Here is an 18,827-nt window from a genome sequence, read left to right on the forward strand (position 1 = left end):
GAAGCAACGCCTTCAGAAAAAGCACGCGGAGCTGGAGGACTTGCGACGCAGGTTGGCCAGATTGGAGCGGGAATGGCAGGTAGCCTTGCGGGCCAAGGGGAAGGCAGAGATGGAGGCCAGCCGCCTGCGCAAGGACTATGCGGCATTGGAGGAGGAGCTTGCCCAGCTGAGGAAGCAATGGGAGGAGGCCCAAGCCCAGCTCAACCTACTTCTTCCCTTGCGGGAGGAGAACAAAACCTTAAGGGAAGAGGTGGTTCGCTTGGGGGAAAAGGTAGCCTCCCTTCAAAAAGAGGCCAAGCGGGGGGAAGCCTGGGCCCGTGCTCAGGCTTTTCAGGAAGCCCTCCCGGCCCCCTTTCCCCTCGAGGTCTTCTCCCGGGTCCTCTTTTTGGACTATGGGGCTCTAGGGACTACCCCCGAGGAGCGCCTCTTGGCCTTGGCGGAAGGGTACAAGGCGCTCCTGGCCGGCCACGACCATCCTGCCCTTCAGGCTAGTACTCGGGAACTAATCCAAGGAGACCCTGAAGGCATTGCCCTGGTGGGCCTGGAGCGGCTCCTCTTGGACCTGGCCAATAGCCCCTTGCCCCGCTGGTTGCGAACCCATGCTTGGCTGCTGGAGGCCAGGCTGCGGGGGGGAGGGCTACATTCCCCCAGGGAGGAAGGATGACTCCGGAGGAGCGCCAGACCCTGGAGGCTAGGTTCCGGGAGGACCTGGCCTGGTACGAGCGGGAGTTAGAGGCCTGCTGGAAACGGCTTGCTGAGGAGCGGACAGCCTGGCAGGAAACGAAGAGGGGGCTACTAGAAGAGATAAGCCGTTGTTCGCACAGGATCCGGGCCTTGGAGGCTAAGGGCCGGGAGCGGGAAAAGGAGGTGGAAGCCCTTAAGCGTCGCTTGGAGGCCCTGAACCGACCCGCCCTCGGGGAGGGTTGGTTGGCGGCGTTGCGCGAGGAGCTGGGTCATTGGGACCAGATGCTTGTGGAGAAGGTGGGGGCGGTGCGGGCGGGTAACCTCGAGGAGGCCTTGGAGGAACTGCTAGGAATGCGCCTAGAGGCCTTGCGCCGCCACCTTCAGGGGCAACAGCCCGACTTCAAGGCCCTGTACACGGCCTTGGTCCTCGAGTGGGCCCTTTGGGCCTGGTTGGAGGGAGAATGGCAGACCCTTGGCGACACGCCGTGAACCTCTATCGGGCGGTGGAGGAGGGGTTGCGCTTGGGGGATTTGCGCCGTGCTCCGGTGCGCTACGAGGATTACCTGGGGGTGAAGGAAACGGTACGCAAGCTGTGGCTGGGGGAGTGGAGACCAGGGCTCCACAAGCCCACCAAGGATGGGGTGGTACCCGCGTACCTGCTCCTCGGCTTCTTGGCCGGCTACTTCTTCTACCGGAATTTGCCCGAGAACGACCTTGCCTTTTGGCCCGACTTCCTTAAGGCCTTAGGGGTGGATCAGCAGGAGCCGACCCCCGCTCAGCGGGACCTGCTTTGGCGGGTTCTTTCTGGGGTGCCCCTCGTTCAGCGCCACTTGCGCTTTCATGCTGACGGGAGCCGGGACTTCGTGGGCACCCTGGATGCGCTCTTCGGCTTTCGGGCGTTGCGCCTTCGCGATCTGCTGGCCCACCTCCGGCGCTACCGGGAGGAGGGAGTGCTTGCCGGGGAGCTGGGGGCGTACGGGGAGATCTTGTCCACCTTGAAGGAGGCCTTGGACCGCTTGGTCCAGGAGGGGCTGGCCGAAGAGGAGCTGGACGACCTCGAGGGTCTGGTGGCCCGACTGGAAAGCCTGGGCTTCTTCCCTCCCGATCCGCACCCTTTGCGGTTTCTCTTCCACCGTTCCCAGGAGGCTCTGCGAAGCCTTTACCGGGAGTGGCGAGGTGAGAAAAACGAGGCCACGCGCTACTCTAAGGTACGGGTAGAACTCCTCCAGGGAAAGGGCCTGGTAGAGCGGGTTGTGCCCCAGATGCGGCCCGAGCCTCTCTTGGAGGGCATGAAGGTTTATGGCCAGGTCCGCTTCCGGGACGGGACCTTTCAAGGTTTCACCTGGACGCCGAGGCTGGACGAGAAGGGTTTGCCGATCCCCGAGGAAAAGCGCCTGGTTCACCAGGAGGGGGAGGTGGTCTTCCGCCTCCATCACCGGGCTTGGGGCGTGCGCTTTCTTGACAGCTCGGGCAACCCGGTCCCCTTCTGGCGCTACCCAGAACCCTTCCGGGTGGAAAGCTTTCACTTTGACCCGGCGAAAAACCCCCTGGCGTTTTCCCTCGAGTCCGGGGGTGCGCCCGTGGAGGACCCCCGGGGGATTTCCCTTGACCAGGCGCTCTTGGAGGACATCCTCTTGGTAGAGGTTCTGGTTTCAGGCAAGCGGGAGCACGGGGAGTGGCGCCTCCTTGGGCGGCTTCCTGTGCGTTTCCATCCGCTGCTGACCCCTCGGCTTACGGAGGAGGCCTTGGAGCTAGGCCTCTCCCCACCAGGGGAACTGGAGGTGGAGCTTCTCCCCTCCCAGGCCCCTCCGCAACGGGCTAGGGGCAGCGTCCGCATACCGCGAGGGCGCCTGCCTTTTCGGGTCCGGGTCCGGGCCTTCGGCCAGGTCTGGGAGTACCAGGTGCCGCCTCGAGGCTGGCCCGCCGCTTTCTACCGGGCAGGGATGGCCTTTGGAAACCCAGGCCCCCTACGGCCTGAGGGGCCCGTGTGAAACTGGGAAAGGCCCTAGCCTTTAGGGCAGGCAGGGGCGGTTTCCGGTCTGCCCCGGTTAGGGGGCGAGCCGCACGGCTGTTCCGCTGGCGGTGACCATGAGCATGGAGTTCCCCTGGCCCAGGACCTCGTAGTCCACGTCGATCCCGATCACCGCGTTGGCCCCAAGCTGGCGGGCGGCCTCCGCCAGCTCCGAGAGGGCCATTTCCCGTGCCCGGCGCAGCTCGGCCTCGTAGGCCCCGCTCCGCCCCCCCACGATGTCCCGGATGGAGGCGAAGAGGTCGCGGAAGATGTTGGCGCCCACGATGGCCTCGCCGAAGACCACGCCCAAGTAGGCCTCCACGCGCTTGCCCTCCACAGTGCCCGTGGTGGTGAGGATCATCCCAGGTCCCATGGTCTTCCTCATCCTAACCGGGGGCGGCCTCGAGGGGCCTTAAAGCCCCTTTAGGCCTCCTCCAGGCTGTGGTCCGCCTTCAGGGTGGCGCTGTTTTCCCGGAGAACCCGGGCCAGGTCCTCGGAAAACCCTCCTTCGGCCTCGGCCTGGACCTCCAGGTGGAGCTTCAGCCGCACCCCCGGTTCCTTTGCCAGGTGGAGCACGATCTCCTTGGCCAATAGCTCGGCCTCCTGCACCAGGCTATGGGGGGCCAGCTCCTTGCGGAGGTAGAAGCGCTTGGGTCGGGGCTTGGGGGCAGCGACGGGGGTCTTTTCCGGGGTTGGCGGCAAGGCACCGCCACCAGGGGGAGTGGGCCCATCTACGGCTACCTTGGCCTCCTCCCCCTGGGTGGCCTCGGCCACCTCCCTGCGCAGGAGGAAGCCCTGGAGGCTCGGGGTGACCCTTTCCCCCAGGAAAACCCCTTTGGGCTTGCCTTCCTGGAGGTGGGTTGCGTAGCCGAAAAGCCCCTCCTCCACCCCCCTTTTCACGCTCTCCAAGAGCACCTCCTCCCCCTGCAGCTTGGGCAGGTAGGGATAGGTGCAAAGGGCTTCCCAAAGCCAGCGCAAGGGGAGGACCCCTTGGGGCTCGCGGGAGGTGAAGAAACGGTACCGCTCCAGGGTTTCCAGAAGGAACCTAGGGTGCCACTCGGTGTACACCAGGGCCTCGTGTTTGGCCTTGGCCGCAGCCCGCTCCGCGGGGTCGCCGCTTCCCAAAAGGCGGATGGCGGTGGGCTCCAGATGGGGGTTTTGGGAATCCGGCTGGGTGAAGCTTAGGAGGATACGGTATGCCTCCTTCAGGCGGGCCTCGAGGGTATCCCCTGCCTCCTTGAGCCGCGCCTCCACCTGCCGCAGGTCCGCCTGGCCCAGGTTCAGGGCCTCCCGGTCCTCCCAGATGCCCTTCCAGGCCAGATAGCGCCGGGTGGCTTCCTCCAGGTCGGGCACGAGGGAGGCCTCCGCCGCCAAGAAGAGGAGGGTGTTGCGGTAGAGCCTGGGGGCCTGGCGGCGGGTTTCCAGGATTTCCCGGGCCCGCCTCTCCCCTTCCGATCCCCCCTTGGCGTAGGGGGCGGTGGGGGGAAGGAGGACCAGGCGCAGGGCAGGCTCGTCAGGCACGTCCGCGGTGCTCTCGGGGGCCGCGTGCAGGGCGGCGAAAGGGGTGCGGCCCCTGGCCCAGCCCTTGAGGCGGCCCGCTATCTCCCGCCTTGCCTCCTCTGGGTCCAGGCGGGTCGCCCGCTCCTGGGCCAGGCGGTTGAGGCTGGGCCGGGTTTCAAACCAGTACCGGTCCCCTTCCGCGTGGAAGTAGGTGAGGTGGTCGGCCAGGGCCCTTAGGGCGTCGGCCACCAGGGCCGGGCTTTCCCCCGGCTGGACCACCCCCAGGCGCACCCGCACCCCCTCCACCCCTCGAGGCCGCCCCACGGGGGCCGCCGCCCCTGGAGCCGTGGCCATGAAGACCGCCCGGGCGGTGCGCCGGGCCATCTGCTGTCGGCCCAGGGCGAGCCGCTCGTTGTCCAGGACCAAGGCCCTGGCGTTCACCCCGTCCACGTCCGCGTCCAGCACCCCATCAAAGCCCTCCAGGAAGCGGGAGAGGTGGCGGGTGAGCTCATAGCGCGGCCCGCCGGGGTCCAAGGGCAGGCCGCCGGGCAGGATCATGAGGGAGGTGTCCCCGCGGCTCCAGAGGGCGTAGACCACGGCGGCCATGAAGCGGAGAACCCCCCGGGTGCGCTGGAAGCCTTCCAGGGTGGACCAGTCCCCATAGAGGCGGTCAAAGAGCTCGGGATGGATGGGGTAGGCCAGCTTCAGGCGGCGCTCGTAGTCCGGCTCCAGGGTTTCCGGGGGGAACTCCCCCTTGTGCTCCCGGTAAAGGCGCATAAAGGCCTGGACCACCGCGTCCCGGGCCCGGTAGCCCTCCTCCGAAAGGGGGAGGAAAAGCCGCCTCCGGACGATCTCGTAGGACTCGTCCTGGGTGGCAGGCTGCCACACGGACTCCAGCCGGCCAAAAACGTTCTGGAGCCTGAAGAGGGCCTCCCGCCCCCGCTCTCCCCCCACCTCGGCGTCGGAGGCGGGCAGGGAGGCCACCAAGAGGGTGCGGCGGCTCCTCTTGGCCGCCTCGGTCAGGGCCTGGGCGAAGGTGAGGTTCTGGTCAAAGGTGCCCGCGGGTAGGTCTTCCCCGTGAAGGTTGCGCAGGTAGGCTACCCACTCGTCCATGAGGATCAGGGCGGGCGCGAAGCGGTCAAAGAGCTCCATGAACTACCCACGACCAACCGCTATCGCGGCATGGTCGGGGTTTCGCAGTTCAACGGGGCCAGTCAGCCCCTCCCCGCCCCCTGGTTCCCAGGGGTCTAAGGCCCATCTCAGCATGACCAAGGCCGCGGCCTGGTCGCGGGGCATCTCGCACCCGCAAGGGCATTGGTGTACACGTTGAGAGAGTAGTTTTTTCTCCTGGCGTAGGCAGAGGGGACAGGTCTGTGAGGGCTTGACCTTTGAGGTGGGCACCTCTACCAGCCGCGTACCAGCCTCTGCCGCTTTGTACGCCAGCTTCCGTAGAATGTCGCCGATCCCCACGTCAAGCATTGCCCGGTTGAGACCCGCCTTTCTGCTCCCACCCCTTGCCGTCATGTTTTTGACCTTGAGGGCCTCGGTTGCAATGAGCCCATATTTCGCAACCCAACCAGCAGTAAGCTTGTGCTGGAAGTCGTCTCGCTGGTTGGCAACCTTCCGGTGTATGCGAGCGATAGCCCTTTTTGTTCGCATCCAGCGATTGCTGCCTTGCTTTTGCCGGGATAGTTTGCGTTGCAGGGTCGTGTAAGGATTTATGTGTAAGGGTCCGTGTTTAATAGGGGGGCACACCTTAGCACGAGGAGGTGCCCCGTGGACCAGGATACCTTGCGGATCTTGCTGAGGGAAGCGGTGCGGGAGACAGTAGCCGAGGTTCTGCAGACGGTTCTGGAGCTGGACCGGACGGCCTTCTTGCAGGTGCACGGAGGCCGCAGGAACGGCTACTACCCCCGCAAGCTGGAGACCACCTTCGGCCAGGTGGACCTGAAGGTCCCTAGGGATCGGGAATCTCGGTATTACCCGGCTTTCCTTAAGCCCTACGTCCGCCGCCTGGTGGACGTGGGGGAAGTGGCGGTAGCCCTTTACGCCGCCGGGGTCAGTCAGCGCAAGGCGGCCGAGATACTGAGCCTGCTCTTAGGCCACCGCTACTCCCACGAGACCCTGAGCGCCCTGACGGACGAGGTCCTGGAGGCGGCAGGAGCCTTCCGCACCCGGCCTTTGCCCGAGGAGATGGCCTTCGTCTACCTGGACGGGCTTTCCCTAAAGGTCTTCAGGGAAGGAGAAGGGATCGTACGGGAAAGCGTGTATGTGGCCCTGGGCATCGCCCCTAATGGGGAGAGGCGGGTCCTGGGGTTTTGGCTGTTGCCCACGGAGAGCGCCCTGGGATGGGAGGGGGTCCTGGGGGAGCTTTGGCAGCGGGGCCTGCGGCGGGTATTGCTCTTCATCACCGACGGGCTGCCCGGGCTTCCTGAAGCGATCCGCAGGGTCTACCCTCAGGCGGAATGGCAGCGGTGCGTGGTGCACGGGGTGCGGTGGAGCCTGTCCCAGGTGCGGGCGCGGGACCGGGGCCTGCTGGCGGAGGACCTGAGGCGGGTGTACGGGGCGGAGAGCCGGGAAGAAGCTCTTGGGGCCTTGGAGGAGGTGAAGGCCGCCTGGGGTTCGCGGTACCCGGGGGTGGTGGGGCTTTGGGTACAGGATTCGGGGGCCTTCCTGCGGTTCTACGGGTACCCCAAGGTGCTTTGGCCGTACCTGCGGAGCACCAACCTGATGGAGCGGTTTATCCGGGAAGTGCGGCGGGGGACGAAGGTGCGGGACCACAAGTTTCCTAAGGAAGAGGCGGTGTACAAGCTTCTTTACCTGGAGTCGGAGAGGCAGGAAGGGAGGTGGGCAGAACGGAAACTAAAGGGGTTCTCGGAGGTGAAGGAGGTGCTGGAGAAGATGCTTCAGGAGCGGTATGCCCCCCGTACACAGACTCTTACACATAACTCTTGACACGACCTCGCAGTGCAGCCCATTCCACCGTTCCAAGGTTTCAAGCTGGGCTCGGTTCGGATACAGCTTGTAGCGCACCTGGCGGGCCTGCACGCCTCTAGTGTATCGTCAAACTCAAGACCGCCAACAACGCTGCTTTCCACCTCTCGTCTGACGGCGGGTGGTGCGCCCTTGGAGGTGCTCAAGCCATACATCCAGGGCCAGCGCAGGCCACGGGGGTAGCCGCCTTTGGCGGCGCGGGGTTATCCTTCTCCCACGGACCAAACTACGGTCTGGTCGGAGACTGCCGCCCCGCACCCCGGTGGTTCAGGGTGTCCGATCCCAGGGCCACGCCCCGCCGGTCCCCCTCCTCCACCAGCCGGTACCCCTCCACCCCCCCGAGCTGGTAGGCCATCTCCCCCAAAGGGTGTGGACCAGGAGGCCTTCGGGCTTGGGGCGGGGCCTGGCGGGGTCCAGGGCGGTGCCCACCAGCACCGCCCGGCGGGCCGTGGGCACCCGGGCCAGGCCGGCCTCCTTCAGCACCTCCTCGAGGCCCGGCACCTCGTGGGGGTCTACCCGGCCCCCGAAGAGGTGGTAAAGGGCCAGCATGGAGTGGGTCTTGCCCCCACCGAAGGCGGTCTGGAGCTCCACCACCGGGTCGCCCCCCTCCCCGCTGAGCCGCCTCAGGGCGTTCAGCAAAAGCTGCCTGAGCCCCCCGGTGAAGTGGGTGCGGCGGAAGAACTCCAGGGGGTCCCCGTACTCGGGGCTGGCCTCCCCCTGGAGCACCTCGGCCAGGTCGGCGGCGAACTCCGCCTCGGTGAAGCGGCCCGAGGCCACGTCCGCATGCGGGGTGACCACCTCCCGCCAGGGCTTGAGCCCCGAGGGGGTGGGGGCTTGGGGAAGCTTCGCGGCCTTTTCCGCTTCCCGCCGGGCCTCCTCCTCAAACCGCCTGCGGAGGAGCTCGCGGGCCATGCGGTTCGTTTCGGCCCTTTCCTCGGCGGCCACCATCTCCAGGAGGCGGGTGATGGTGTCCAGGGCCCGGTGGGCGTCCTCCAGGGAAAAGGGGTTCTGGTGGGCGAAGCGGTTGCGCACCTCCAGGAGCTCCTTGACCAGGGTGCGGCCCCAACGGCCCAGCTTCTCGTCAAAGACCTCGTTCCAGCGGAAGTCCATGAGCTTGAGGAGGGCCTGGCCGTCGGGGTCTTGGAGGCTTGCCCGGTCCTTCAGGACCTCGAGGGCCTCCTCGGCCCATGCCTCACCGTAAACCCTTTGGTACTCCCGTTCCACAAAAGGGGCCAGGCCTGCCCTCAGGAGGTCCAGGCCGCGGCCCACGATTTCCCGGTTGCTGAGCGCCATATCCCAAGCATAAAGGCCAAACCGCCTGGGCCTGGCCAACACAGCCTATGTCCGGGCCCTCATTGAGTTTTTGGGGGAAGCTTCTTCCTTGAGCACGCGGAGCTCTCTTTTGAGCACGGCAAGAGGAAGGCGCTCCGAAAGCAGGCTAACGATAAACTGGTTCAGGCTTACTCCTTCTGCCCGGGCTTCCTCATCCAGGCGGCGGTGGAGGCTTTTGGGCATTCGCACCAAAATCCTGCCGCTGTATTCCTTGGCTGAGGAAGGAAGAGGGATTTCGTCCCCGTGTTCGTAGGCGGTTTCTATCCAAAGCTGGCGTGCCTCTTCCAGATTGGCTAGGGCTTCTTCTTCCGTTTCACCCACAGAAACGCAGCCCTCCAGGTCTGGCAAAAGGGCAGTAAACCCCCCCTCGGGTTCGGGGACCAACAGCACGGGGTACCTCAGGTTGAGGTAGTATTCAAGGGGCTTGTTTTCCTTCCAAGTTTGGCGTCTCATTCTTCCTCTATCAGCTCTTCCAGGGTCTTACCCGTGACACATTCCAGGGCGGCTATCACCTGCTTGAGGTAGGTTCGGGTCACGGTTTGGCCTTTTCGTTTGGGGACTGTTAGCATACGCCCTCCCGGATGGCGGAACTGCTGGTGGCTTCCCTTGGAGCGAACGCACTCAAAGCCGAAGGCTACCAGCACCTTTTCCACGTCTTCATACCGCATCTCCGGGGGTAGGGCGAAGAGCTTTTCCAGCAGCTTTCGCTTTTTACCCACCCCTATCCCCCATTAGGATATCACAGGTGATATCATACCTCAAGCCCTGGTGTGCCCGCCTTAGAACAGCTCCCCCTGCACCGCGCCCCGTCTCCGGGCGGCTTCCACGTGGAGGTGGCCGTAGCTGCCCGCCAGGAGGTTGAAGTCCTGGGCTTCCTCGGTGCGTCCCTTGCGCTCGGCGATGCCGTAGAGGCGGTAAGCCAGGGCCCGGGCTCCCTCGGCCAGGTCGGGTGGTACCTGGGACAGGAGGGTGGCGGCGGCGCTCTCCCCTGCTTGCTTTAGGGCGCGGATGAGCTGGTGGGCCACCTCCCAGGCGCTGAGGCGGCGGTCCGTTTGGGGGTCCCAGCCTTCGGGGTACTCCTCCGGCTTCAGAAGGCGCACCTTGCCCGCCTTGGCCCGCAGGATGCCGCCCTCCTCCAGGGCGGCCACGGCCACGTTCTTGGCCTTGGCCAGGGTTTCTGCGTCCCCGAAGGGGCCTTCCCCATACCCATACTGCTCGTACCAGGCGATGGCGAAGCGGGTGGCGCTGTCCAGCTCGGCCTCCTCCTCGGCCAGGAACTCGTCCAGGACGCTGTTGATGAGGACGAGGGCCTCCCGCACGGAAAGGGCCCGGCCGCTGGGCTCCACCACCTGGCGGTAGCGGCTGAAGACGGCCATGCCCGGGCCGATGGCGCTTTGGGCTAGGTCCACAGGGGGAATGCTCCCCTGGGTAAGTTTTCTTAGGGCCTCCGGAAGCTCCTGGCGCAGGGCCCGGAGAAACTCCTGCCGGGTGGCCAAGGGGGCGTCTTGGGGCCGGGGGCGGCAGACCAGGACGATGGAGGAGGCCAGGGCGTTGGACCCCTGGCCCTGGGGGCGGTTGGCCAGCTCGGTGCGCATGGGCCAGGTGGCGGTGATCTGGAAGCCCGCGTCCACCAGGCCCTGCAGAAAGGTTTCCCACCCCGTGGAGGCCAGGGTGGGGGCGCCATTGCCCTCCTCGTCCGCCTCCTCTTCTTGTTGCTTGAAGGCGTAGTAGAGGGTTAAAGGGTAGTCCGGGTGGGCCTTTTGGCGCAGGTTCCGGAAGACCTGGCGCATGCCCTCCTCAAAGTGGCGCTTGGCGGCCTCTTTGCTTCCGTGGCGGTAGGGGTCGGCCACCAGCTCTTCGGCCTTGGGGGTAAGAAGGGTGCGGAAGAGGTCGGGATAGGTGGGTTCTAGGGTTTTGCGCAACCAAACATAGAAGAAGTCCGAAAGGATAGCATAACTGATGTTGTCATAGTAGGGGGGATCAGTGGAAATGAGGGGTGGGGTGGGTACGCCGTTCACGGACTCCTGGGCATTGAGCTGCCGGGCCTGGCCGGGAGGATGGGCGGGGAGGGCTTCCAGGGCGGTGGCTACCCATTCCAGCATGTTGTCCCAGCTTCCAGACGATTGGCTAAAGGGGTTGGCCTCAGCAAGGTCCCATACCATGGGGAGGGCTTGCCGGGTGAAGGTATTCCTAATATTTTCCCTGCTTGTGTGCCAGCTGCAAAGGGCTGGGTGGTAGTCCACAAGCCTCCCCACAGCCAGGGCCAGGTACACCCCCACCGCTTCCGCGTACGCTCTAGCGCCCCGGCCTCCCTCGGCCAGGGGGGTATCGTCATCAGGCATGCCGGCTTGGAGGGCGTCTTGGTAGACCCTTTCCCGGGCTTCGTCCACCAGGTCGGCGAAGGTGGCCAGGGCCAGGAGCTGGCGGGGGGTGAAGAGGTCGGCGTGGGTAGCGAGGCCGTACTGCACGCACCAGATGTTCCTGGGGTCGTGGACGAGCTGGGTCAAGGGTTTCCAGGTTGGCAAGGCTTGGTGGGCAATCGCCTCGTGTTCCTCGTTTGGCGCGTGGTAGTTCCTGCCTCCCTTCCCCTCCGTCATGAGGGCCATTAGTTTGGCCCCCAGGCGTCCCGCCCTTCCCTCTTGGCGCACATGCTCCAGGGAAAAGGGGGTTCCGCATACCAGGCACCGGGCCCCCTTGCGGTTCACGGTGCCCTCCACCGGGGGTTCCCCTCCCCTTTCCACCCGGAAGAACACCTGCCCGGAACGCACCTCGGGCACCACAAAGGCTTCCCTGCCCCTCTTTTTGGAAAGCCAGAAGGAGCGCACCAAGGGAGTTTCCGCGCGGCAGCCGGGGCTGGGGCAGGTTACGGTGTGGGCCCAAAGCCAGGCGATGACGGTTTCCCCGTTCAGCTCGGGGTAGAGGTGGCCGATGCGCCTCCTGGCCTCCTCCCGCACCCAGGCCCCGTAGTGGCGCACGTCCCAGGCCAGGCCCTTGGCCCCTGGCAGGGCCTCTCCTTCCCTGGCCTTGGCCCGGTACTCTGGGTTAACGGGCAAAAGGCCAAGGAAACGGGGTGGGATTTCCACCAGGGCCTTGTTGATGAGTACGGCCACGGGGTTGAGGTCGGAGGCGTAGGCCCTAAGCCCCAGGCGCTGGGCCTCCAGGGGAATGGTGCCGCCGCCGGCGAAGGGGTCCAGCACGGGAGGAGCTTCCTCCAGCAGGGCCGCTATGGTCTCACGGTCGTTCGTGGAAGCTGGCGGGGTTTTGCCTAAGCTTTGGGCCAGGCTTTTGGCAATCTCATACTGGGCCTCGGCCACCACCCCTTTCCTGGGGTCCAGGGCTTCTTGGGGGTCCTTCACATGGTCCAAGGGCTTGCCGGGCAGGGCCACCTTGTCCTTGTGGAAGGTGACCCGCTGGTAGCTCCTCAGGATGCCGGGCCTGGCCTGGCGCACCCGGGGAGGGACGAAGCTCACCTCCATCCGTCCCGCTTCCCGCAGGTGCACGCTGCCCCCCAGGCGCTCCAAGGCCTCGCGGAAGAAGCTTCCCAGGAAGTGGGGTCGGAGCTTCCTGGCCTCGGCCCGCTCCAGTTCCAGCCGAAGGGCCTGTACCTGTTTGGGGCTCAGAACCTCCTTGGCCAGGGCGTTTTGCAGCAGGCGTTCCAGGCGCTTGAGGTCCACGGCCCCTTCCACCTGGCGCAAAAGCCGGGCCCGCACCTCGGGGTCCTCGCCGTAGCGGATGGACTCGAGGAGGAGGTCCCTTAAGGGTTTTTCCTAGAAGAGCTGGCCCAGCACGTCAAACACCTTTCCCCCGAGGGCCCGGCTGGCCTCTTCCAGTTTGGCCAGGAGCCGCCGGTATACCTCCCCCTCCCGGGTGTTCTCCGCCACCAGGTAGACCTCGGTCTGGCCGATGCGGTGGATGCGGCCAAAGCGCTGCTCCAGGCGGGCGGGGTTCCAGGGGAGATCGTAGTTGATGAGGAGGTGGGCCTGCTGGAGGTTCACCCCTTCCCCGGCAGGAGGCGGAGGAGGGGGAGGCGGGTGCGGACAAAGCTCTCCCAGGTCATGCGGCCAAGGAGGCGGAAGACCTCTTCCACCTTCTTCCCCTCGGGGCTACCCAAAACGTTTTGGGTAACTTCCCCCTGTTTCTTCCCGACTCATCGATGCCATGAGCTACAATGGTAGTCGGCATGAGGGTTTCCAAGGCTTACTTCAAGGCGCATGCCCTGGAACTCCTTCGCCAGGTAGAGGCCACGGGGGAACCCCTTATCCTCACCCACAGGGGAAAGCCCGTTTTGGAGGTCCGCCCCTACCGGGAGGAGAACCCCTTAGAGGAGCTCAGGGGCACCCTCCTCCGCTATGAGGGACCCACAGAACCCACGGAGGGGGTTTGGGAGGCCCTCCGTTGAGGCCTTTTCTCCTGGATACCCACGCCTGGGTTTGGTTTCTGACCAGTCCTGAGCTCCTGCCCTCGTCTCTGCTTGCTCGCCTTGAAGCGGCTAGGAGGCGAAAAGCCCTGTACATCTCCGCCATCACTCCTTGGGAGGTGGCGGTACTGGCCCAGAAGGGCCGGATTGCTTTGGCCTTGGAATCCTGGCACTGGTTGAAAAAGGCTCTACAGGTAGAGGGTATCAGGGTCATACCTTTGGATGTGGGGATTGTCCTGGATGGTGCCTATATGGACTTGCCTCATCCTGACCCTGCTGACCGCTTTATCGCTGCGACGGCTCTACGCCTAGGTGCGGTTTTGATAACCAAGGATGCCAACCTGAGACGGCACCCTAGGTTAGACACCCTGTGGGAATGAGGCGCGGCTTCAGAACCCCATGAGGCCTAAATCAAAGGGTTCGAGCCGTGGAGATTCATCCTGGGAAACCCAGTCAGGTCCGCCTACAGGGGGGCTGTACGGACAGGGGCAACCGCATAGCCGGGTCCTTTTCCGTTGCACCCCCTTCGGCTTCCCACGTGACACCGATCCGGTCACTCCGACGACGCTCGATAGGCGAGTATAGCTACAACCCGGCCCGATCATCGGGCCCAGCTTGCAGCCGCTTTCCCTCGGGAGGACTCCCGGCTTCAGATGCAAGATGGCCTACTCTGCAAGTAGCTGCCGCAAGGCTTTTAGATGCTTCTCCACCTCCTGCCGCTTGGCCTCGGGAAGGCTCTCTAGGTCCAGCCGGGCCAGCCTGGCCGCCACCTCCTTGTGCCAGGGCGGGGGAGGGGCGGGGCGCTTCAGGGCTTGCCGCACCCGCACCCTCAGCTCCCGCAAGGGGAGGCCGGCCCTGGCTTCCGCCAGGAGGCCCTTCCTGACTCCCTCGTCCTTCACCTTCTTCAACTCCAAGGCCGCGGTGTAAGGGATGGAGCCCTCCTCCAGGGCCTCCCGGAGGTCAGGGGGGAGGCGGAGGAGGGGAAGGCGGTTCTGGACGAAGCTCTCCCAGGTCATGCGGCCAAGGAGGCGGAAGACCTCTTCCACCTTTCCTGCCTCGGGGCTCCCCATAACGTTATGGGGAACTTTCCCCTTTCGTTCATCCCGCATCCGGTGCAGGAGGCCCACCACCTCCTCCCGCTCCCGGCCCAGCTCCAGGGCCAGGAGGTCCAGGACCCCGAGGGTCTCCTCGTAGGGGTTGAGGTCCTCCCGCTGGAGGTTCTCCATGAGGGCTAGGGCCTGGGCGGTCTTCTCGTCGGCCTCCAGGACCACCACAGGCACCTCTGAAAGGCCTGCCATCCGGGCCGCCCGGTACCGCCTCTCCCCGGCGATGATCTCGTACCGCCCCTCCCCCACGGGCCGGACCAGGAGGGGCTCCAGGACCCCGTGGGCCCGGATCGAGTCGGCGAGAGTGGCCAAGGAGGCCTCGTCAAAGCGGCGCCGGGGCTGGGGCCGGGGCACCAGCTCGGCCAGGGGCAGGGTGGAGGTGGCGGGGCGCTTGGCCTCCTCCACCAGACCCTTGAGGTAGGCGCGGATGGCGCTCATGCCGGCACCCCCTCGAGGCGGAACACCCGTTCCAGGAGGAAGTCGGCCAGCCGGGCGATCTCCTCCACGGCCTCCTTGTCCCCGGCGGCGTGGATGGGCACCCCCTCCTCCGTGGCCTTGCGGTGGGGCCCGGGGCGGTAGGCCACCTTGGGGGCCACGGGGGCTACCTCCTCCAGCTCCCCGATGAGCTGGAGGACGCGGTTATCCCCTTGGGTACGGGCGTCGTACTTGGTGGGGATGAAGGCGCGGATGATGTGGGCGCGGCCCGCCACGGCCTCGGGGGCCACCTTCCTCAGGGCTTCCCGGTACTCCTTGGCCACCTGGACCACCGCCTGCAGGGCCTGCACCCCCTTGGCCCCGGTTTCCACCGGCACCAGGAGGCCGTCCCCGGCCAGGGCGGCCATCACCGCCAGGGAGCCCAAGGAGGGGAGGGAGTCCACCAGGACCAGGTCGTAGCCCTCCCGCCGCTCCAGGGCCGTGCGCAGGGCCAGGGCCCCCAGGGGCTTGCGGTCCAGCTCCAGCTCCCCCACGGCCAGGTTCACCGAGGCGGGGATGAGGAAGAGGTTGCGGCCCACCGGCCGGGGTTGGGGGAGGGTGTCGTGGCGGATCACCCGCAGGAGGGTTTCCTCGTCGGCCACGCTCCCGGGCTCCACCCCCAGCCAGGCGGTGAGGTTGGCCTGGGGGTCGGCGTCCACCAGGAGGACCCGGTACCCCCGGGAAGCCAGCTCAAACCCCAGGTCCCGGGCCAGCGAGGTCTTGCCTGCCCCTCCGGCGTGGGTGAAGAGGGTGTAGGCCTGGCCCCGGCCCTCGGGCCCCTCCACCACCTCGGGGACGTACCAGTAGTGGCCCAGGCGGACGGCCTCGAGGCGGCCCTCCCGGATCCACTTCCGGGCCAGGCTTTCGGAGATCCCTTCCCGCCGCGCCCACTCCGGCAGGGGCACCAACCTTTCCCGTTTCATGCGGAAAGCATACCCGCGCGGTGCGGTATGGCGCAAGGGAGGCCTGGACCCGGGGCCAGAGCCCCCTATATCCTTGCTCATTCAGCATGTCCATGCTAAATGAGCAGGGATGATTATCCCTCGCCGCCTGGAACCCATCCTGGAGGCGCGGTTGCGGGAGGTGCCGGTGGTGGTCCTCACCGGTCCCCGCCAGGCGGGGAAGACCACCCTAGCCCTCAGGGTAGGGGAGCGCTGGGGGGCCCTCTACCTGGACCTGGAGTCGGAGCGGGACCGGGCCAAGCTGGCCGAGCCTGAGCTCTACCTGGAGGGCTTTTGGGGCCGCCTGGTGATCCTGGACGAGGTGCACCGCATGCCGGGGCTCTTTCCCGTCCTCCGCAGCCTGGTGGACCGGGCGCGGCGGGGCCACAGGGCCGACCTCTACCTTCTCCTCGGCTCGGTCTCCCCGGAAGTGTCCCGGCAGGCGGGGGAGAGCTTGGCGGGAAGGGCGGGTTACAAAAGGGGGTGTGGGGGGCTGCAAAGCCCACCTCTTTCAAGGGTGGGATGTAGCAGCCCCCCACGTGGTCCCGTGGGCCACACAGCATGGTGAGCGGCTGGTGTGCTAGACTGTCAGCACCCTACAAACACAACAACACCTCCGTCTCGCTACTGCGATACCATTTCGTGTGGTGTCCCAAGCGTCGCCGAAAGGTGCTGGTGGGTGCGTTAGCTGAACGGCTGAAAGAACTCCTGCGGGAGAAGGCCGGGCAACTAGGCTGGGAGATAATCGCCCTTGAAGTCATGCCTGACCATGTACACCTGTTCATTTCGGTAGACCCAAAGGTTGCTCCTGTGCAAGTGATGCACCGCCTTAAGGGGTCGTGTAAGGATTTATGTGTAAGGGTCCGTGTTTAATAGGGGGGCACACGGAGACGCTAAACGCTTGGGGAGTCTCTGTAAGACCCGCGCGCAGCGGGCAGGAGACGATGAACCAAGAATCCCACCGGCTTTAGCCGTGGGAGTGTCAACTTCTGCGGCGGCTACCTCCCTATGAGGCCAACGTGGGCAAGCGCCTGGTCAAAACCCCCAAGCTCTACCTGAGGGACTCGGGCTTGGTACATGCCCTTTTGGGTCTTCCCCACCGGGAGGCCCTCCTGGGTCACCCGGTGGTGGGTGCGAGCTGGGAGGGCTTTGTGGTGGAGAACCTGCTGCGGGTCCTGCCCTGGGGGGCCGAGGCCTTCTTCTACCGCACCCGTGCCGGGGCCGAGGTGGACCTGGTGGTCCGCTTCCCTTCCGGGACCCTCTGGGCGGTGGAGGCCAAACGGAGCCTCACCCCCAGGCCCACCCGGGGCTTCTTTGAGGCCCTTGGGGATCTGAACCCCGAGAGGGCCTTCGTGGTCTACCCAGGGGAGGAGGCCTTCCCGGTGGCTCCCGGGGTGGAGGCCCTGCCCCTGCGCGCCCTCATGGCCAGGCTTGGAGGGGCTCCCTAGGGCGGGGTTGCCGGGAGGGAGCGCAGGGGCCTGGCCCACGCGGGGGTCTTCCGGGGTAGGCCCGGGGTTGGCCGGGCTAAGATGGGAGGAAGGCCATGCTCAGGACCCTGGGTGGACTTTGGTGGGAAGGCCAACCCTTTCGCCGGACCAAGCCCCTCCTCCTCCTGGCCTACCTGGCCCTCGAGGGCCCCAAGCCCCGGCGCCACCTGGCGGAGCTCTTCTGGCCTGGGGCCCAGGACGGCCTCAACAGCCTCTCGGTGGCCCTGAACCAGCTGCGCCCCCTAGGGGTGGTGGAAGGGGGAGAGGTGCTTTCCGCCCGGGTGGAAAGCGACGTGGGGGCCTTGCTGGCGGCCCTCCGGGCCGGGGACCTGGAAGGGGTCCGCCGCCTGTACCGCGGGGCCTTTCTGGAGGGGCTGGACCTGCCCTTGGGCGAGGAGCTGGAGGAGTGGGTATGGGCGCGGCGGGAGGCCCTCGCCCTGGAGGTCTACCGCCTCTTTGCCCGGCGGGCCCGGGCCCATTTCGCCCTGGGCCTGGCCGAGGAGGGGCGGGCCCTGCTCGGGGAGGCCCTGGCCCTGGGGGGGGTGCGCCACGCGGTGGAGGTGGCCGAGGAACCTCCTCCCCATCCCCAACCCCTCCCCCGGGAGGTGCGCAGGGCCTACTGGGCCTTCCACCTCCTGCCCGGCAAGGCCCCGGAGGTGTGCCCCTTGGAGCCCGAGGCCTTGGAGCGCCTCCACGAGGAAGGCCTCCTCAGCCCGGGCGGCTACCCCTTGCTCCCCTTGGGCCTCGAGGCCCTGCCCCCGGAGGCCCAGGAGGTGGCCCTGGAGCTGGCCCGCCGCCTTCCCTTGCGGGAGGCCTTGCCCCTGTACCGCCTGGCCCGCTTCTTCTGGACCGAGGAGGACCGCCGCCGGGCCGGGCAGGCCCTCCTGGCGGAGGCGCGGCGCTGGCTTTCGGAAAACCCCCTGCAGGGCCTGGAGCTTCTCCAGGGCCTGCCCCGGGACCCCCAGGTCCAGCTCCTCAGGGCCAGGGCCCTGGAGCGGCTTGGCCGCTATGGGGAAGCCCTGGAGGAGCTGGAGGGCCTGGAGGAGGAAGACCCCGAGGCCGCGGCGGTGCGCGGGGGCATCCTCTTCCGCTTGGGGAGGGTGGGGGAGGCCCTGGCCGAGGCGGAAAGGGCTGCGGGCGGAAGCCCCTGGGCCCAGGGGGAGGCCTGGAACCTCCGGGGCCTCCTCGCCTTCAGCCAGGGCCGCTTCGCCGAGGCTGCCGCCCTCTTCGCCCGGGCAGCGGTGCGCTTTCTGGCGGCAGGCGAGACCGCCCGCCAGGTGGACGCCCTGAACAACCGGGCCGTGGCCCTGGTGGAGGGAGGGAGCCCGGAGGCTGAGGGGGTGCTGGCCGAGGCCCTGCGGGCGGCGGGGGAGGCTCCCCTTCTGCGGGCCCGGGTTCTCCTGAACCTGGGGGTGGTGCGGGAGCGGCAGGGCAGGCCAGAGGAGGCCGAGGCCCTCTACCGGGCCTCCCTGGAGGCGGCGGAGCGGGCGGGGAGCCTCGAGGCCTTGGGCCGTGCCTGGAACAACCTGGGGGCCCTCTTCCACCGCCAAGGGCGCCTTGGGGAGGCCGAGGCCGCCTACCGCCAGGCCCTGGCCCTGGCCAAGGAGGGGCGGGAGTGGGTGCTCACCGCCGCGGTTCTGGCCAACCTGGCCGAGCTCCAGGGGGACCCCGCCAGCCTGGAGGAGGCCATCGCCCTGCTGCAGGAGGCCCGGTACACCGTCCTGGCCGAGCGCTACCGGGCCCGCCTCGAGGCGTTCAGGGGGCGTTAAGCCCCCTGGGACCACCTTGGAAGGGGTGAGGAGTCCATGGAAACCCTAAGGAGAAGGGGGAAGTCCGCCCGGAGGCCCAGGCCCCGCTGCCCGGCCGTCCCTGGAGGGAACG

19 protein-coding genes and 2 pseudogenes are annotated in these 18,827 nt (G+C 66.8%); 10 read left to right on the forward strand and 11 right to left on the reverse strand.

Translation table 11 applies throughout. From position 1 onward, the window contains the following. The first annotated feature begins 52 nt into the window (after positions 1-52). Genes TCCBUS3UF1_RS00605 through TCCBUS3UF1_RS00615 form a run of 3 tightly spaced genes read left to right on the forward strand, consistent with a single transcriptional unit; the run spans position 53 to position 2,675 of the window. Positions 53-664 (forward strand): hypothetical protein, encoded by a 612-nt coding sequence (locus tag TCCBUS3UF1_RS00605; RefSeq protein ID WP_155983231.1) that lies wholly within the window; start codon positions 53-55, stop codon positions 662-664. Beyond that, positions 661-1,173 (forward strand): hypothetical protein, encoded by a 513-nt coding sequence (locus tag TCCBUS3UF1_RS00610; RefSeq protein WP_014514544.1) that lies wholly within the window; start codon positions 661-663, stop codon positions 1,171-1,173. Before TCCBUS3UF1_RS00605 ends, TCCBUS3UF1_RS00610 begins: the two co-directional genes overlap by 4 nt. After that, entirely contained in the window at positions 1,146-2,675 is a 1,530-nt protein-coding gene (locus TCCBUS3UF1_RS00615; protein WP_014514545.1) for a hypothetical protein, read from the forward strand. Before TCCBUS3UF1_RS00610 ends, TCCBUS3UF1_RS00615 begins: the two co-directional genes overlap by 28 nt. Positions 2,676-2,732: 57 nt before the next feature. Here TCCBUS3UF1_RS00615 and TCCBUS3UF1_RS00620 read toward each other — a convergent pair whose 3' ends face one another. The 3 genes from TCCBUS3UF1_RS00620 to TCCBUS3UF1_RS12405 form a co-directional block, all read right to left on the reverse strand. Further along, positions 2,733-3,056, reverse strand: coding sequence for a heavy metal-binding domain-containing protein (locus TCCBUS3UF1_RS00620; protein ID WP_041433614.1), 324 nt, complete (start codon positions 3,054-3,056; stop codon positions 2,733-2,735). A 62-nt stretch (positions 3,057-3,118) separates the two neighbouring features. Next, the gene (locus TCCBUS3UF1_RS00625; RefSeq protein ID WP_014514547.1) at positions 3,119-5,347 is read right to left on the reverse strand and encodes an ATP-binding protein; all 2,229 of its coding nucleotides are present in this window, start codon (positions 5,345-5,347) and stop codon (positions 3,119-3,121) included. 3 nt (positions 5,348-5,350) lie between these two features. Further along, positions 5,351-5,854, reverse strand: coding sequence for an RNA-guided endonuclease InsQ/TnpB family protein (locus TCCBUS3UF1_RS12405; RefSeq protein ID WP_369791722.1), 504 nt, complete (start codon positions 5,852-5,854; stop codon positions 5,351-5,353). Positions 5,855-5,929: 75 nt separating this feature from the next. Between TCCBUS3UF1_RS12405 and TCCBUS3UF1_RS00630 the strand changes: the two genes are divergently transcribed. Further along, complete coding sequence (locus TCCBUS3UF1_RS00630; RefSeq protein ID WP_014514494.1) at positions 5,930-7,150, forward strand: IS256-like element ISTth4 family transposase; 1,221 nt, start codon at positions 5,930-5,932, stop codon at positions 7,148-7,150. Positions 7,151-7,456: 306 nt separating this feature from the next. On the opposite strand, the gene TCCBUS3UF1_RS00635 is transcribed toward TCCBUS3UF1_RS00630, so the two are convergent. From TCCBUS3UF1_RS00635 to TCCBUS3UF1_RS11945, 6 genes and pseudogenes are all read right to left on the reverse strand, one after another. Next, complete coding sequence (locus TCCBUS3UF1_RS00635) at positions 7,457-8,482, reverse strand: Swt1 family HEPN domain-containing protein (protein ID WP_155983233.1); 1,026 nt, start codon at positions 8,480-8,482, stop codon at positions 7,457-7,459. 45 nt (positions 8,483-8,527) lie between these two features. Beyond that, positions 8,528-8,974, reverse strand: coding sequence for a type II toxin-antitoxin system HicB family antitoxin (locus TCCBUS3UF1_RS00640; RefSeq protein ID WP_081477216.1), 447 nt, complete (start codon positions 8,972-8,974; stop codon positions 8,528-8,530). Continuing rightward, positions 8,971-9,240, reverse strand: coding sequence for a type II toxin-antitoxin system HicA family toxin (locus TCCBUS3UF1_RS00645; RefSeq protein WP_014514550.1), 270 nt, complete (start codon positions 9,238-9,240; stop codon positions 8,971-8,973). Before TCCBUS3UF1_RS00645 ends, TCCBUS3UF1_RS00640 begins: the two co-directional genes overlap by 4 nt. A 60-nt stretch (positions 9,241-9,300) precedes the next feature. Beyond that, complete coding sequence (locus TCCBUS3UF1_RS00650) at positions 9,301-12,231, reverse strand: DUF1156 domain-containing protein (protein WP_014514551.1); 2,931 nt, start codon at positions 12,229-12,231, stop codon at positions 9,301-9,303. A 57-nt stretch (positions 12,232-12,288) separates the two neighbouring features. Further along, positions 12,289-12,516, reverse strand: a complete 228-nt coding sequence (locus tag TCCBUS3UF1_RS11940; RefSeq protein WP_014514552.1) for a helicase-related protein — start codon at positions 12,514-12,516, stop codon at positions 12,289-12,291. A gap of 14 nt (positions 12,517-12,530) precedes the next feature. After that, positions 12,531-12,647, reverse strand: a pseudogene (locus tag TCCBUS3UF1_RS11945) (chromosome partitioning protein ParB); the annotation flags it as partial. Between the two features lie 54 nt (positions 12,648-12,701). On the opposite strand from TCCBUS3UF1_RS11945, the gene TCCBUS3UF1_RS00660 reads away from it, so the two are divergent. Together TCCBUS3UF1_RS00660 and TCCBUS3UF1_RS11535 are read left to right on the forward strand one after the other, a co-directional pair. Continuing rightward, a complete protein-coding gene (locus TCCBUS3UF1_RS00660) occupies positions 12,702-12,920 on the forward strand; it encodes a type II toxin-antitoxin system Phd/YefM family antitoxin (protein WP_014514554.1) in 219 nt (72 codons plus the stop codon). Further along, positions 12,917-13,318, forward strand: a complete 402-nt coding sequence (locus TCCBUS3UF1_RS11535; protein ID WP_014514555.1) for a type II toxin-antitoxin system VapC family toxin — start codon at positions 12,917-12,919, stop codon at positions 13,316-13,318. Before TCCBUS3UF1_RS00660 ends, TCCBUS3UF1_RS11535 begins: the two co-directional genes overlap by 4 nt. Positions 13,319-13,603: 285 nt before the next feature. Here TCCBUS3UF1_RS11535 and TCCBUS3UF1_RS00665 read toward each other — a convergent pair whose 3' ends face one another. Together TCCBUS3UF1_RS00665 and TCCBUS3UF1_RS00670 are read right to left on the reverse strand one after the other, a co-directional pair. Further along, positions 13,604-14,482: a ParB/RepB/Spo0J family partition protein gene (locus TCCBUS3UF1_RS00665; protein ID WP_014514556.1), complete on the reverse strand. Its 879-nt coding sequence runs from the start codon at positions 14,480-14,482 to the stop codon at positions 13,604-13,606. Next, the gene (locus TCCBUS3UF1_RS00670; RefSeq protein WP_014514557.1) at positions 14,479-15,441 is read right to left on the reverse strand and encodes a ParA family protein; all 963 of its coding nucleotides are present in this window, start codon (positions 15,439-15,441) and stop codon (positions 14,479-14,481) included. The genes TCCBUS3UF1_RS00665 and TCCBUS3UF1_RS00670 overlap by 4 nt, the downstream gene beginning before the upstream one ends. Before the next feature lie 109 nt (positions 15,442-15,550). Between TCCBUS3UF1_RS00670 and TCCBUS3UF1_RS00675 the strand changes: the two genes are divergently transcribed. From TCCBUS3UF1_RS00675 to TCCBUS3UF1_RS00685, 4 genes and pseudogenes are all read left to right on the forward strand, one after another. Continuing rightward, positions 15,551-16,027, forward strand: coding sequence for an AAA family ATPase (locus tag TCCBUS3UF1_RS00675; protein WP_014514558.1), 477 nt, complete (start codon positions 15,551-15,553; stop codon positions 16,025-16,027). 17 nt (positions 16,028-16,044) lie between these two features. Continuing rightward, positions 16,045-16,296 (forward strand): annotated as a pseudogene (gene tnpA, locus TCCBUS3UF1_RS11540) (IS200/IS605 family transposase); the annotation flags it as partial. A 182-nt stretch (positions 16,297-16,478) separates the two neighbouring features. Continuing rightward, positions 16,479-16,907, forward strand: coding sequence for a DUF4143 domain-containing protein (locus tag TCCBUS3UF1_RS00680; RefSeq protein WP_231291399.1), 429 nt, complete (start codon positions 16,479-16,481; stop codon positions 16,905-16,907). A 95-nt stretch (positions 16,908-17,002) separates the two neighbouring features. Beyond that, positions 17,003-18,715: a tetratricopeptide repeat protein gene (locus TCCBUS3UF1_RS00685; RefSeq protein ID WP_014514559.1), complete on the forward strand. Its 1,713-nt coding sequence runs from the start codon at positions 17,003-17,005 to the stop codon at positions 18,713-18,715. The last annotated feature ends 112 nt before the right edge of the window (positions 18,716-18,827 follow it).

Origin of the sequence: Thermus sp. CCB_US3_UF1 (assembly GCF_000236585.1) — a bacterium.
Taxonomy (GTDB): domain Bacteria; phylum Deinococcota; class Deinococci; order Deinococcales; family Thermaceae; genus Thermus.